Origin of the sequence: Nocardia vinacea NBRC 16497 (genome assembly GCF_000308835.1) — a bacterium.
In the GTDB taxonomy this organism is placed as follows: domain Bacteria; phylum Actinomycetota; class Actinomycetes; order Mycobacteriales; family Mycobacteriaceae; genus Nocardia; species Nocardia vinacea.
This window is the reverse complement of sequence record NZ_BAGN01000374.1, coordinates 1-14,437: the sequence shown is the minus strand read 5'-3', so window position 1 is coordinate 14,437 and position 14,437 is coordinate 1. Positions and strand designations below refer to the sequence as shown.

Below are 14,437 nucleotides of genomic sequence, written 5' to 3'. Positions count from 1 at the left end.
ATTTCGGTACACGCGTTCGTCAGGTAGGTGGCGACCGCGCGATGGGTGATCGGCACGCCTTTCGGCCGTCCCGTAGATCCGGAGGTGTAGATGACGTAGGCGACGTTGTCGAGGCGCAGCGGGCGGGTCCGATCCGCATCGGTGATCGGACGCGTGGTTTCCGCACCCGAGTCGTCGTCGAACAGCACCACGGGGCACGCATCGCCGGGCACCTGATCGCGCATGCTCCGGTTCGTCACCACAGCGATCGGATCGGCGTCGTTCAGCACGTAGTCGAGTCGATCGAGCGGGTGTGCGAGGTCCAGTGGCAGATACCCGGCGCCCGACTTCAGCACCGCGAGAGCCACGATGATCAGATCGGCATCGCGTGGCATCGCGATGGCCACCAGCGATTCCGGCCCCGCACCGAGGGCGATGAGCTTGCGGGCGAACCGGTTCGAGCGCTCGTCGAGCTCACCGTAGGTCAGGGCGGTCGTACCCGATGTGACGGCGACCGCGGACGGCGTGGCCGCGGCCTGTCTCGTGAGCAGATCGACGAGTGTCGCAGAACTCGCCGAGCCGTCGCGGCCGGCGAGTTCGCCGAGCATGCGCCGCTCCTCGACGGGATCGACGAGCGGGACGTCGACCAGGCGGGTGTCGACGGGCGAGTCCATCATGCGATGCAGGAAGTCGATGAATCGATCAGTGTGCACGTCGAGTTCGTGCTGGCTGTACAGGTTGGCGTTGCCGTGCAATTCGATGAACAGCGGCGCGTCGGCCCCGGAGCGGTACATATTGAGCTGTAGGTCGTCCAGGGCCCCGGATGTCAGCGCGCGGTAGCGGCCGATCGCCGAGCCGAGCCGAATCTCGGAATCGAAGAACAAGATATTGAGGATCGGACCGAACGAGGTCGCGGCCGCGTCCAACGCGTCGGAATCGCGGCGCAGATCCTCGAACCGGTAGAGCTGGTGCCGCATCGCCAGGACGAGCTCGGACACCGACGCGCGAATCAGCTCTTCCACGGTGGTCGTCGCGTCCACGGCGAATCGGATCGGCACCATGTTCGCCAACATCGCGGCGGCGTTCCGCAACCGCATCGTCGTCCGTCCGGTCACCGGCAGCGACAAGACGACGTCGTCGGTGTCCGTCATGCGGGCGAGAAACGCGGCGAACGCGGCCACCACCACCTGCGCGGGCGACGCGTGCAGGTCGTCGGCGAAACGGTCGAGCATGGCGGTCAACCGCGACGGCAGCGGCCGACCGGCGAATCGGTCGTCTTCGCTCCACTTGGCGGTGCGACCGGACAGACTCGTCGTCGGCGGCAGATCGGCTACCTTGTCCAGCCAGTACGCCCTGTCGGTGTCGAACCGGCGGCTCATGCGATATTCGCGCTCCGCCGCGATGACGTCCGCCAGCCGGGCCGCCACCAGCCGGGCCGGCGGCCTGCCCTCGAGTAGCGCGTTGTAGTGCTCGGCCGCTCGGTTCAGGACTTTGAACGCGCCATAGCCATCGATCACCAGATGATGGGCGCGCGCGTACCACAGATACCGGTCTTCGCCGAGCCGGATGAGTCGCGTCGCGGCGAGCCGGTCCCGGGCCAGATCGATAGCCTTGGTGTTGTAGTCGCGGCGCATCCATTCCATCGCCGCCGCGTGCGGATCGTCTTCGGCGCTGAGATCCAGCAACGGTTCGTCGTAGACGATGCTGCGGTCGACGAATTGATACGGGTGACCGCCGGATTCGACCACCCGGACAACAAGAGACTCGGTCTCGTGGCCTGCGTCGTTCACCGCCTTGGTGAACGCGTCGTAGTCTATGGGCCCCTCGATCTCGACATAGTGCGCGATATTGACGTTCGGGCCGCCTGGCAGGTTGTTCGCGAGCCACATTCCGTGTTGCGCCCTCGAAAGCGGAATCAGATCCGGATCTCGGTCGGGAGGTGTGGCTGAATTCGGACTCATCGTTTAACCTCTCCTCGAATTCCGAGACACAGGATCAGCGCGCGACAAAAACCCCACCGTGCCCGGAATTTCCCGTAGGCGTTTCTTCCTTACCGATGCAATTACAGATGCACCTCACCGACGTTGAAGCGAGCATCCATACCCTGCTGCGGTCATGCGCCAGCCGAAGCGCATGACTTTACTAATGGCAGCTCGAAGTCGTAGCCGCTCCATCGGTACACCAAACCCTGTCCCCGACCGTGCCGAGCAACTTTGCAACAAATTCGTTGCAACGCCGACAAATGCCACCGCAAGCGTGCAGACGTGCATAAAATCCCTGGTCACGCGAGGTTGCTGGAGACCTCGCCGGAAATGTCAAGCTACGTACTATATGTCCGTATCAAAATGAGATCTGCGTTGTCGAGTGGCTGATTATCCGCCCCCACCTCGGGTCGGAATCTCATTCCAAAGTTGATCCCGACCCGGGCGGCTGCGCTACGAACATTATCCTGCTCCCTCAAAATACCGGATGTTCACACCCCCACGCGCCGGGACTGCGCGTAGGAACCTTCTGCATCCGCGATATATGGAAACCCGTTGCGCCGCACCTATCTAATGCTACTAGACACCGGCTTTTGATGTCTCGCACTCGACATGAATCTCGACGCCCTCAACACTTCCGCAGCCTCCTGTTTTGTCGCAGTTTCCCCAACCAGGTCAGCATTTCCCGACCTGGCGGTGTCGCACGACCGACACCGGTAGGAACTGCGCGTCCGGGGTTGTGACGCAGACGCCCAGGATCGGGGATTCCCGGAGGTCAGAAGAATCAGTAGGCAGGCGAAAGAGCTGCCCATGTCTTCGATGTTCGCCAAGTTCGGTGGCGTCCCACCGACGGCACCCTTGCTGGCCACCGCCGGTGGGGACGCCACGGTGCGGGTGTGGGATGCCGCAAGCATCGACCGGTCGGGCAGCCCCTCACCGGCCGCACCGACCCGGTGAACGCCAATGCCCCGCCGACGTCGACAGTTGCGGGCGGCCCGTTGGGGTGCCACAGCGCAAACCCGCGCTGATCGACCTCGGCGAACGTTCGTGGAACTGGAAAGGACCGCCTCGTGTGCGGCGCGCGCTCAGTTCATGGCGGTCGCCATCGCCGCCGGGTGGGCCTGGAAGCCGACGCGGAAGTGTTCTTCACCAGCCGATTCGGGTTGGGACGGCACTTTGTCGGTGCCGTCACATATCTTGGGGCGCATCGTGATCGACCGGGAGGGAGAACGATGGCCTCGAATCCGAGTGCCACGCCGGATGAACCGGCATGGGAAAGCGCTTCTGTCGTACGGGTTTTGCCCGCCGTCGCACCGCGCAAACTGAACAAGGTGCCGTTCGTGGAGCTGGCCGACGGACGCCTCCAGGGCGTGGTGTCGAGTGGCTCCGATATTTCACGCGTGTACGTGGCGTCGGTGACCGCGGGGACGCATGGGCTGAGCTGTAGCACCAATAACAACCGGCCGTGCGGCGGGTTGAATCAGGGGTGGGTCTGCAAGCATCTGGACGCACTCATCGAAGAAGCGGTGCTCCAGTACGGGCAGGACCGGGTGGCGCGCTTCCTGCGGGTCGAGGTCGCTGAGGGCGCCCGACTCGCGAACTGCCTCAATGGAACTCGCGACCCAGCGCCGGCCGCCGCGGTGTTCAGCCGGTTCCTGCGGCATCTGACCTACCTGGAACTGCCGGGTAGCGCGACGCCGATCCCGGAGCTGCACTGGTTCCCGGCGGGGGTGGGTCGCTGATGCAGGCTGTACAACTAGCCGCACTGGCGGATGTGCCCGCCGGCGTCGCGGCGGCCCTGGACGCGGTGGGCGGCTTCGATACCGCGCTGGTCAACGGCTTCGCCCGGGTTTCCGAACCGCAGAGCGCGGCACTGGCGGCGCTGGCCGCAGCCGTGGCGGGTTCGCCACTGGCCGAGGCGGTGGCGGCGGCGGTGTCGAAGGTGAGCACGGGGGCGATCGGCACGGATGAGCTGTCGGCGCTGGCCGCCGCCCGTGCCGCCCTGCTGGGCGCGGTGCACGACGCGCTGGTCGACCAGGCCGATACGGCACTGGGCCGCAATCGATCCGAGTGGACGGCCACGCCGGATGCCACCGCACCGAGCCCGCTCGCGGCGGGTTCCCGCGCCTGGCTGGGCGAACTGGCCATCGCCGGATGGCGCGGCGTGAACCACGACCTGGTGGCGGCCGCCGATCAAATCGTGGAGTCGCTCCTGGCAGACCCCGCGCTGCGACGGCTGGCGATGCTGCTGGACGGCTTCACCGCCGAACTGGGCGCCTCCGCGCCGATCGTCACTATGGACCGGGTGCCTGCGCGGCGCTGGGCCGATCTGTGGACACGCGCCCTGCTGCTGTCCTGGCGCGGCGCGGAATCCACTGTGACCGAGTCGATTTCGGGTCGGCTGCTGCCGCTGGGCGTCGACCTACACGAGCATGGGACCGCCGTACAGGCCCAGGTGCACGGCGTGCTGGAGGTCGCGGGCGCACCGGCCCGTCGGGTGCGGGTATCGGTGGCCGCGGCCAAGGTGGACACCATTGTGGGACCGGCGGTTTGGCAATTGCTGGGTGCGCATCGACAGTTGCTCACCGCGCTGGCCGAGCAACGCGCGCTGGAGCTCACCGACATGCCGCTGACGGCGACCGGTGACCTGCTGTGGGATGACGATCGGGCGAAGGCCGGGGAGGCCGCCGATCCGTTCGTCACCGCCACCGTGCAGCTGCCGCAGGCGCAGGCGCAGGCCGTCGCACCGCTGGATAGCGATCCGGTGCACATCGCCGAACCGGTTCTGCTCGAGGGGTACCGGTTCCGCGACGGCGCAATGGAATTGGGCGAGCAGCGGATTCGAGTGGAACTGGACGCGCTGCCGTCCGCCGGTCCGCTCACTCCGGCCGGGGTGACCGCCTCCAGCGCTATGATCGGATTGCTGCGCTGGGATGTCGGCGGCTGGTCGGTGCGACCGCTGGCCGTGCGGCGCAAGGTCAAGAGCGCACTTACCGCCTTCCACAACGGCGACTGGGCGCTCGGCCCGACCGATCCGAAAGTCGCCAAGGCACAGGCCAAGTCGGGCGATGCCGTGGCGGTGTTGCGTGAGCGCGCGGGACGGTTGCTGCGAAAATGACTACAGCATCGCGAAGCGATTCCATGGGGAGCGGCGGTCGGGTGACCGGTGGGCCGAATTATGAGACGCGACGCCAGATCCTGTACTGGCGTCTACTGGCCGGCGTCTTCAATGCGGATCAGCAACCGACGCTGGAACAGGCCAGCGCGGGCATCGTCGACGATCAGGGGTTGCCGCTGGCCGTGCTCGATCCGGGCATTTCCATCGACAATGTGGTGCAACGCTATCCGGAGATGAAGGCGCAGTTCGAAAGCCTCGACTTCTCCGAAACCGGGGACTCCGCGACCGAGGGGGAGACAGCCGACGACGCCGGGGACGAGGCCGCTGCGCCCCGATCCGTCGGCGCGGCCGATGTCCGCACCGCCGCACTGGTTTCCAAGCTGCTGCTGAACGTCTTCGCCACCGGCTCAGGTCAGGTCAGCGCCACCCAGCTGGCGGGCTGGCAGTCCGATGCCACTTGGCTGCGCCGCTGCCTGGGTGAGGAGCAGGCCGCCGCCGTGCAAGGCGTGCTCACCGGTCTGGAAGGCGAACTGGTGTCCCGCATGCGGCTGCGCGAAGTGCTGGCCGATCCGCACCTGGCCGCCCAGCTCACCCCGAGCATGTCGCTCATCGAACAACTGTTGCGCGACAAACACAATCTGTCCGGCGTGGCCCTGGCCAATGCCAAACGCCTCATCCGCCGCTACATCGACGAGGTCGCCGAAGTCCTGCGCACCCAGGTGCAGCAGACCAGCGCCGGCACCGTCGACCGCTCGGTCCCGCCCAAGCGCATTCTCCGCAACCTGGACGTGGACCGGACCATCTGGAAGAACCTGCCCAACTGGAACCCCCGGGACGAGCGCCCTCTACGTCGACCGGCTCTACTACCGCCAGACCGCCAAGCGCACCGTCCCCGCCCGCATGATCGTGGTGGTGGACCAGTCCGGTTCCATGGTCGACTCCATGGTGAACTGCACCATTCTGGCGTCGATCTTCGCGGGCCTGCCCAAGGTGGATGTACATCTCATCGCCTACGACACCCGCGCCCTGGATCTCACCCCGTGGGTGCACGACCCGTTCGAAGTGCTGTTGCGCACCAATCTCGGCGGCGGCAACGACGGCCCGGTCGCCATGGCCATGGCCCAGCCCAAGATAACCGACCCGAAAAACACTGTGCTGGTGTGGATTTCAGACTTCTACGAATTCGACCGCTCCCAGCCGCTGTTCGAGGCCATGGAGGCGGTGCACCGCTCCGGGGTAAAGCTCATCCCGGTCGGCTCGGTGAACAGTTCCGGCCACCAGAGCGTCAACCCGTGGTTCCGTGAACGATTCAAAAACCTTGGCACCCCGGTGATTTCCGGACGCATCCAAAAGCTCGTGCACGAACTCAAGAACTTTCTCGACTAGGAGACCAGCCATCATGAACGACGTTTTGCGCGCCCCCGCCGAGGTCAAGTACGCCGAGGAACTGGACTGGCTGGAGTCCATCGACGACGGCCCCAAGCCGTTCGCGTGGCGGCTGAGCCCGAAGATGGTGCGGCTGTTCATTCTCGGCTCCGAACGCGCCGACGGACTGGACCGCGAGGTGGAGCAGAAGTGGTTCGGCGACCGCAGCTTCGTCGAGCGCAGCATTGTCACCCTGGCCTCGGACCGGGGCCTGCTGCTCATCGGTGATCCGGGCACCGGCAAGAGTTGGCTGGCCGAGTTGCTGGCCGCCGCCATCAGCCGCAATTCCACACTCGTGGTGCAGGGCACCGCCGGCACCACCGAGGACCACATCAAGTACTCGTGGAACATCTCCATGGTCATCGCCAAGGGGCAGTCGAGGGAGTCGATGATCCCGTCCCCGATCATGACCGCCATGGAGCAGGGCGTGATCGGCCGCTTCGAGGAGCTCACCCGCTCCACCAGCGACGTGCAGGACGCGCTGATCTCCATCCTGTCGGAGAAGTACGTCTCCATCCCCGAGCTCGACGACGACAATGTGGTGTTCGCACAGCCGGGCTTCTCCATCATCGCCACCGCCAACAGCCGCGACCGGGGTGTGAACGACCTGTCCTCGGCGCTGAAGCGGCGCTTCAACTTCGTGCGTATTCCGGTGGTGTCCAACAAGAAGAGCGAGGCGGAGATCGTGCGTTTCCGCACCGCGGAACTGCTGCGCCGCCATTCCCTCGAACTGGAACTGCCACCCACGCTGCTGGACATCCTGCTGGAGAGCTTCGCCGATCTGCGCGCCGCCGCGGCCGCCGCCACCAGCGACGACGACAAGCTGGAGTCGGCGCTGTCCACCGCCGAGCAGATCGGTGTGCTCGAGGACGCCATCCTGCACAGCCAGTTCTTCGGTGCGAAGGAATTGCGCGCCGAGACCCTCGCCGGTTCGCTGGTCGGGTCCCTGGCCCGGCGCACGCCCGAGGACCTGGCCATTCTCAACAAGTACCTGCACGGCGTGGTCGAGCCGCGCACCAAGGACAAGAAGGGCAATGCCGCCTGGGGTGAATTCCTGGAGGGCGGCCGGGCGGCGATCGCGAGGCTGTCGTGACCGTCCCCGACACCCGGTTCACGCCGAATACCTTTGCCGCGCTGCGGGATCAGTTGGCGGACGCCGCCGTCACGTTCGCCGGGATGCCGGGGGCGGCGGGCGACATCCTGACGGGCATGGTCGACGATGTCGACCGGGCGCTGTCGGAGCGGCTGGAGATCTTCCCGGTCTGTCACCACTCACCCGCCTCCGGTCTGGCCATGGTGCGGCGGCTGCGCGAAAAGCAGCCGAGCGTCATCTACCTGGAACTGTGCGAAGACATGCGGCCGCTGTTGGACGAACTGCGCAACTGCCGGTTGCCGGTCGCCTTGCAGGCCTTCGCCACCGATATCGAAGGTTTCCCGGCGGAATGGGCACCGCTGTCGGTGGTCGCGCCGATCACCGAATCGTCGGCCGAGTACCAGGCCATCGCGTATGCGCTCGATACGCCGGGTGTCGAACTGGTGTTGGTGGATCGGTCCACTGATCACGTCTTCCAGTGGGCTCCCCAAAAGGCGGAGTCGGAAACACCTGCCGACGACGAGCCCCCCGAGGACGAGGGCCTACACGGCGGCGCAGTCGGCATCGAAATCGGTGATCTGCGACCGCGTTTCGCCGAACTGGAAGAACACTTGCTGCACCACGGCAAGGTCCGGCATTGGTCGGAATGGTGGGACCAGTACGTGGAGCAACCCCTCATGGACGCCGACTACGACACCTACCGCCAGGTCATGGTGATGATCGGCAGCCTGTTCCGGCGGCTGCGGCGCGGCAGCACCGTCGAGGACGAGGACCGCGAGCGGTACATGTGGACCCGCATGCGGGAACACTTGGCCGCCAACGACATCGATCCGGCACAGGTGTTGTATGTGTGCGGCGCGGCCCATGCGGCCAGCCCGGTCGAACAGTTCGGGCTGGAGTCGGACGCGGCGTTCGAGATCTCGTCGCGCTCGGCCACCAAGTGGCACTACGGGCTGATCCCGTCCAGTCATTCCGCCATCGAGGCGCAGTTCGGGCTGGCCGGCGGCGCGGTGTCGATCGCGGCGGCCACCTGGGCGAAGGGACTGCGGCGCGGCAGATTGCAATCGTTCCAGCTGGAGGGCCAGCAGGGAACGAAGAAGCGCGCCAAGAAGCCGCCGCTGCTGCCGGCGGAACCGGAAGCCGAAGTGACGGACCAGCTTTCGGGCTTTCTGTCCCGGCCGCCGGTGCTGGACCCACTCGATGAGGCCGAACTGCTGGAATGGTCGGTGGATATCGTCCGGCTGGCCCGGCGCAACGGCTACCTGGCCAGCACCGCCGACGCCATCGCCATCTTCGAGACCTCGATCCTGCTGGCTGGCCTGCGCAATCGCGCCCGTCCGACGCCGTACGACTTCCAGGACGCGGCCGTCACCTGCCTGGAGAAGGACCGGGTGCCGGGGCGGCGCGATGTGCGGCGGCTGTGTGAAATCCTGCTCGGCGGCGACCGCATCGGCCAGGTCGGATACGCGGCGCTGCCACCGCTGGCCCGCGATGTGCTCGACCGGCTGGAACCACTGGGACTGGATCTGTCCAAGCGGACACTGCAACGCGCGCTGCTGGACCTGAAGGCTAGTCCGGACCTGCGGCCGTGCTCGGATCTGTTGTGGCTGCTGCGCAGGTTGCTGCCACAGGACGCGTTGCGGCCCATCATGGGCTCACGCGGATTGGGTGAGACCTCGATCCAGGAGAGCTGGGATATCGGGCTCGGCAAATACCAGCGCTCGCTGGTGGAGCTCGGCTACGAGGGCGTGTCGGTGGAGCAGGTGCTGGAGCAGCGCCTGCGGCGTGCGGTCGCCACACCGGACGTGACAGCGGCGGTGGCGCTGGGCGCGGTCGAGGATGCGCTGGTGTATCTGGGATCGGTCCGGCTCGCCGACGAGCTGGGCAATCGCGCGGTCGAACTCCTCGCCGCCGAGCGAACGGTCGACGACGCGCCCGTCGTGCTTCGGCGTATCCGGGTGCTGCTCAACTACTTCCGCTCCACCGAAGCCGGCCTGCCGGTGTGGTGCGAACGGTTCGTGACGGCCGGGTACGCCCACTACTGCACCCTGCTGCCCACCGCCTTCGCCGCCGAGGAGACCGGACCCGCACAGGTGGCGGCCATGCTGGGCTTCCTGTTCGGGATGGAGAACCTGGCGCTGTCGCTGGGCTGCGATCACACCCAGCTGGAATTGGCGGTGCTGCAATCGCACCCGGAGACGCCGGCCAAGGTGGCCCTGCTGTGGGCAGCGCGGTTCCAGCTCGGCCTGCTGACCATGGCAGAGCTGCGCGAGCGGTGCGACGGGATGCTGGCCAATCCCCTGGTGCTGCCGACGATTCCGCAGTACGTGAGCGGTTTCGTGCAGGCCATCGACCCCGCTCCAGCGCTGAAACCCTTTGTGGTGGAGCTGTTGTCGAAGGCCTTCGGCACGCTGCCGGACACGGTGCTGCTGCCGTGGCTGCCGAAGCTCATCACCACCCTGAAAGACCAGGCGGGCGACCTGATCCCGGGACTGGTCCGCGAAGCGGGCCGCACCTTCCCCGGCGCACTGCCCGCCGTGGACACCTTCGTGCCGCCCTGGTCGGTCGAATTCACCACGGCCGCAACGTCGGTGGCGGCGGCACCGCTCGGGCCGGTCACCGGACTACTGGCCGCCCACCCCGCCGCCTGCGACGCGCTTGCCGTACTGCTCGGCGTCGAGGGCGGCTGGCAGGAGGCCGGGCCGGCCGGAAACCGCGAGGTAACCGGTTTGCTGGACCGGTTCCCCGCAACCGCCGCCGCACTGGCGGCGCAGCTCGGAGTATCAGCCGCGCGAAGCTGACGGGGCCCCGGCCGGTTCGTCATCCCCCGCCGGGGGATCACGGCACGTCACAGGACGCAAAAACGTTCCCTCCGCGCGCGGAGGGAACGTCAGCTCGAGCAGCTAGGTCTTCGGGACGGGGGTGTCGAGCGCATCCGCGACATCGAGCTTGTCGACCAGCTGCGCCCACCCGACCGCAGCCACAATGTCGGGAACGATTCGAGCTCTGCACCACACACCCATCACCCGCGATACGGATCGGGCGTCCTGAGCACTATCGGGGTCTTCCGCCTCGATTGGACCGAATTCCCCTTGGATGCCAGGATCGTGCGAGCCTGGCGGGCCGCTTCGAGCGTCGCCCGGTTGTTGGCGATCTTGCCGAACGGGGTGGGTGGTTGGGTGATCTCGTCCTTTCCACGCGCCGGCCGAGGCGAAGTGGTTGTGTTTCTGTTTGCTGGTGGCGTTAACTCGGTACACAATGTCGTCGAGCGGGCTTGGGGTCGCCGTGTTGGTTGGTCGTGAGGTCGAGCGTGACCTGATCACGGCGTTTGTCGTGGGGCAGGTCGGCGACGAGCCGGTTCTGGTCGTCCGCGGTGATCCGGGTGTCGGCAAGACTGTCGTACTGGATATGGCTGCTGATACTGCTGTGTCCCAAGGCATTCGGGTGGTGCGGGCGGCGGCGCTCGAGTACGAAGCCGATCTGCCGTTCGGTGCGCTCAATCAGCTGCTGCACCCGCTGTTGAAGGAAATCGACGAGCTCGGTGCCACGCATCGGCAGGCATTGAACGTGATCATGGGATTGGAACCGGGCGCGATGCCCTCGCAGCTGATCGCGGGGGCGGCGACATTGGCGCTGTTACGAGCGGCGGCGGACCAGGGCGCCGCGATGCTGATGATCGTCGACGATGTGCAGTGGCTGGATCTGTCGAGCGCGATGGCGTTGAGTTATGCGGCCCGGCGCTGGAGCGGGAGCGACATCCGGATGGTCGTCGCGGTGCGCGCGGACTCCGATGATGGTTTCACCCGCAGTGGTTTCCGGGTGCATGATCTGGCTCCGTTGGACGACGCCGATTCCGATGCGCTGTTGCGCGCCGCGTTCCCGGCGCTGAGCGCAAATGTGCGTCGTCGCTTATGTGCCGACGCGCATGGTAATCCGCTGGCGTTGCTCGAACTGCCGGTCGCGTTCGAGAATGGTGGTCCGTCAACCACTTTGCCGTCAGTGTTGCCGCTGACCGACCGGTTGCAGCGAGTGTTCGCCGATCGACTCGCGGGGCTGCCGGAGGGGACGCGGCGGATGTTGTTGTTCGTTATTCTCGCCGGCGCCGAAAACAGCATGACTTTGGAGGATTGCGCACCCCTACCGGAGGGGCTGGCCGATCTGCCGCCTGCCGAGCGTGCGGGGATTGTCCGCGCGAACCCTCGTACCGGCAGGTTGGAGTTCCGTCATCCGTTGATCCGTTCGGCGGTCATCGAGCAGTCGACGAGCGAGGAACGCCGCGAGGTCCATCGCATCCTCGCCGAGGCATTCACCGACCAACCGCAACGGCGGGCCTGGCATCTCGGGCAGGCGGCGATAGGGCCTGACGAAGAGATCGCCGCGTCGCTGGAAGCGTTGTCGCAGCAGATGATTCGACATGGTGACGGCAAGCGCGCGACGGCGGCGATGTTGCGGGCCGCCGAGCTGAGCCCCGCGGATTCCGATCGCGCTCGCCGTACAGCGCGCGGCCTATCTGGGGACACTGATCACTGGAGATCTTGCCGACACTTCCCGTCTGCTGCTGGCAGCGACTCGCGCCGACGCCCGCGAGTCGCCGTCGTTGGAGTCGGCGGTCGCCGCGGCTTCCCAGCTGCTCAACGATGAAGGGGACGCCTCCACCGCAGGCAGGTTGTTACTGGCGACCATTCGAGTGCACGATCGTGATCTCGGTGTCGGCGCAGACACCATGGTTGAAGCGTTGCACATGTTGCTGTATGTCGGCTTCTACAGCGGTCGGCCGGAACTCTGGGACGACATCAGCGAGGTGCTCGAGCGTGCCGAGGTAAAACCGGCAGACACTCTGTCGTTGCTGCACAACGTCTTCGCCAACCCTGTCGTAGCCACACCGGCCGCGCTGGGACAGCTCACCGATGCACTCGACGGGCTGCGCTTCTCCTCCGATCCGGTCCGGATCGTTCGCGTCGCGACGGCAGCCGCCTATGTCGATCGCATCGGCCTCGCCCGCGAAGCCCTGTGGCGGGTGATTGCCGATGGTCGCCGCGGCGGGGCGATCGCCAAGGCCATCGAAGCGCTGTTCTTGATCGCACAGGTCGATTTCTTCGAAGGCGGCTGGGATGAGCTGACCGAGGTCACCGGCGAGGGCCTGCAGTTGTGCGCCGAACTCGGCTACACATTGGTCGCCGGACCCGGCAAATTCCTGCGGGCCCTCGTCGCCGCGGCGCGTGGCCATAGCGATGCCGACCTGGCTGCCGAGGAACGGCTGCTGTGGGCCGCGCCGCGGCGCCTGGCGACCTTCGCCGCCTACTCGTCGCACATTCGTTGCCTGTCCGCGCTCGGGCGCTCGGCTTTCGATGAGGCATACCGGCATGCGGCATCGATCAACGCGCCAGGGGATTTTCCGCGCTACACACCCCACGCGGTGTGGCTGGTACTCGACCTCACCGAAGCAGCAACCCGCAGCGGCAGGGTTGCCGAGGCGCGAGCCCACGCCGAAGCTGCGGTCGCAGCCGGCCTGCCCGAGCTTTCCTCCAGGCTTCGGATGCTGACCAGCGCCGCGCTCGCCGTCACCGATCCCCACGACTGGCGCAGATACTTCGAGGATGCGCTGACCACTCCCGAGGGGGATCGATGGGTATTCGACCGCGCCCGAATAGAACTGCTCTACGGCGAACGGCTGCGCCGAGAACGCGAACTAGCCGCAGCCCGAGCCCATTTGGCTACCGCAGTGCAGGTATTCGAACGGCTGCAAGCGATTCCCTGGCTGGAACGGACCCGATCGGAACTGCGAGCGGCCGGTGAGCCCGCGCCCGTCGAGACTCGGGCCTCGGCGCTGACACCACAGGAGCAGGCGGTCGCCGAATTGGCGGCCTCGGGGCTGACGAACAAGGAGATCGCCGAGCGACTGTTCCTGTCGGCGCGGACGGTCTCGACACACCTGCACCGTGTGTTTCCGAAACTCGGCATCACCACCCGCAGCGCGCTGCGCGATGCGATGAGCCGCCGCCCCGGCTGATATACGTCAATTGACGGATTCGTCCTCCCTGCCGCGAACCTAGATTCGGTTGTGCCGAACAGCAATGCAGCACAGAGGAGACCGGCATGAGTGCACAGAGCAAGACCGTTGTCCTGGTTCACGGCGGTTTCGTGGACGGGTCCGGGTGGCGGGCGGTCTATGACGAGCTCGCTGGAGACGGATTCAGTGTGCGGGTAGTGCAGAACCCGACCAAGTCGCTCGCCGACGACGCCGCGACCACTCGACAGATCCTCGACGACATCGAGGGCGAGGTCGTGCTCGTCGGACATTCCTACGGCGGAGCGGTCATCACCGAAGCGGGTACCCACGACAAGGTCACCGCCCTCGTCTACATCACCGCCTTCGCACCCGACAAGGGCGAGTCGGTGAACACTCTCATCGGTACCTTCCCTCAGGACGGGCCGCAGCCGCCCATCCTGGCACCGGTGCATGGCTACCTGTTCCTCGACCGGACGAAGTTCCACGAATCCTTCGCCCACGATCTCTCCACGCAGGACGCGGCGTTCCTGGCCGACTCCCAGGTGCCGTGGGGCCTGGACGCACTCGGCGGGACCGTGAGTGAGGCCGCCTGGCGGCTCAAGCCCAGCTGGTACCTTCGAGTCACCGAGGACAAGATGATCCCGCCGACGGCACAAGCCTCGATGGCCGAACGTATCGGCGCGACCGTCGTCGAGACTCCGGGCAGCCACGCCATTTACGTCTCCCGACCCGACGTGGTCGCGGACATCATCCGAACCGCGGTGGGAGCGGCCTAGTTTCGAACGGAGGGAGGCTGTTTGCGGTCCATCACTCTACTGAGAGTCGTCCCC

The 14,437-nt window shown here is 66.4% G+C and carries 11 protein-coding genes; 9 read left to right on the top strand and 2 right to left on the bottom strand.

Annotation, left to right across the window (positions count from 1 at the left end; translation table 11 throughout):
- Positions 1-1,940 (bottom strand): condensation domain-containing protein (locus ON44_RS34920; RefSeq protein ID WP_040698628.1); only part of this gene is annotated, 1,940 nt, incomplete at its 3' end.
- Positions 1,941-2,771: 831 nt separating this feature from the next.
- Here ON44_RS34920 and ON44_RS50775 point away from each other — a divergent pair.
- The 3 genes from ON44_RS50775 to ON44_RS34910 all read left to right on the top strand — a co-directional run bounded on the left by ON44_RS50775 (position 2,772) and on the right by ON44_RS34910 (position 5,079).
- Entirely contained in the window at positions 2,772-2,918 is a 147-nt protein-coding gene (locus ON44_RS50775) for a WD40 repeat domain-containing protein (protein WP_157187430.1), read from the top strand.
- 275 nt (positions 2,919-3,193) lie between these two features.
- A complete protein-coding gene (locus tag ON44_RS34915) occupies positions 3,194-3,703 on the top strand; it encodes a hypothetical protein (protein ID WP_040698626.1) in 510 nt (169 codons plus the stop codon).
- Positions 3,703-5,079 carry a hypothetical protein gene (locus ON44_RS34910; protein WP_040698624.1) on the top strand — a complete coding sequence of 459 codons (1,377 nt, stop codon included), beginning with the start codon at positions 3,703-3,705 and terminating at the stop codon, positions 5,077-5,079. Before ON44_RS34915 ends, ON44_RS34910 begins: the two co-directional genes overlap by 1 nt.
- A 407-nt stretch (positions 5,080-5,486) precedes the next feature.
- On the opposite strand, the gene ON44_RS53020 is transcribed toward ON44_RS34910, so the two are convergent.
- Entirely contained in the window at positions 5,487-5,714 is a 228-nt protein-coding gene (locus ON44_RS53020) for a hypothetical protein (protein WP_245567467.1), read from the bottom strand.
- 265 nt (positions 5,715-5,979) lie between these two features.
- Here ON44_RS53020 and ON44_RS53015 point away from each other — a divergent pair, with 265 nt between their 5' ends.
- From ON44_RS53015 to ON44_RS34885, 6 genes are all read left to right on the top strand, one after another.
- Positions 5,980-6,465, top strand: coding sequence for a vWA domain-containing protein (locus tag ON44_RS53015; protein ID WP_245567466.1), 486 nt, complete (start codon positions 5,980-5,982; stop codon positions 6,463-6,465).
- A 13-nt stretch (positions 6,466-6,478) separates the two neighbouring features.
- Complete coding sequence (locus tag ON44_RS34900) at positions 6,479-7,597, top strand: ATP-binding protein (RefSeq protein WP_040698623.1); 1,119 nt, start codon at positions 6,479-6,481, stop codon at positions 7,595-7,597.
- On the top strand, positions 7,594-10,398 hold the full coding sequence (locus tag ON44_RS34895; RefSeq protein WP_040698621.1) for a DUF5682 family protein: 2,805 nt from the start codon (positions 7,594-7,596) through the stop codon (positions 10,396-10,398). The genes ON44_RS34900 and ON44_RS34895 overlap by 4 nt, the downstream gene beginning before the upstream one ends.
- A 484-nt stretch (positions 10,399-10,882) precedes the next feature.
- Positions 10,883-12,238: an AAA family ATPase gene (locus ON44_RS48880; RefSeq protein ID WP_051182766.1), complete on the top strand. Its 1,356-nt coding sequence runs from the start codon at positions 10,883-10,885 to the stop codon at positions 12,236-12,238.
- 82 nt (positions 12,239-12,320) lie between these two features.
- Entirely contained in the window at positions 12,321-13,607 is a 1,287-nt protein-coding gene (locus ON44_RS48875) for a helix-turn-helix transcriptional regulator (protein WP_157187429.1), read from the top strand.
- An 86-nt stretch (positions 13,608-13,693) separates the two neighbouring features.
- The gene (locus tag ON44_RS34885; RefSeq protein ID WP_040698620.1) at positions 13,694-14,383 is read left to right on the top strand and encodes an alpha/beta fold hydrolase; all 690 of its coding nucleotides are present in this window, start codon (positions 13,694-13,696) and stop codon (positions 14,381-14,383) included.
- Positions 14,384-14,437 lie beyond the last annotated feature (54 nt).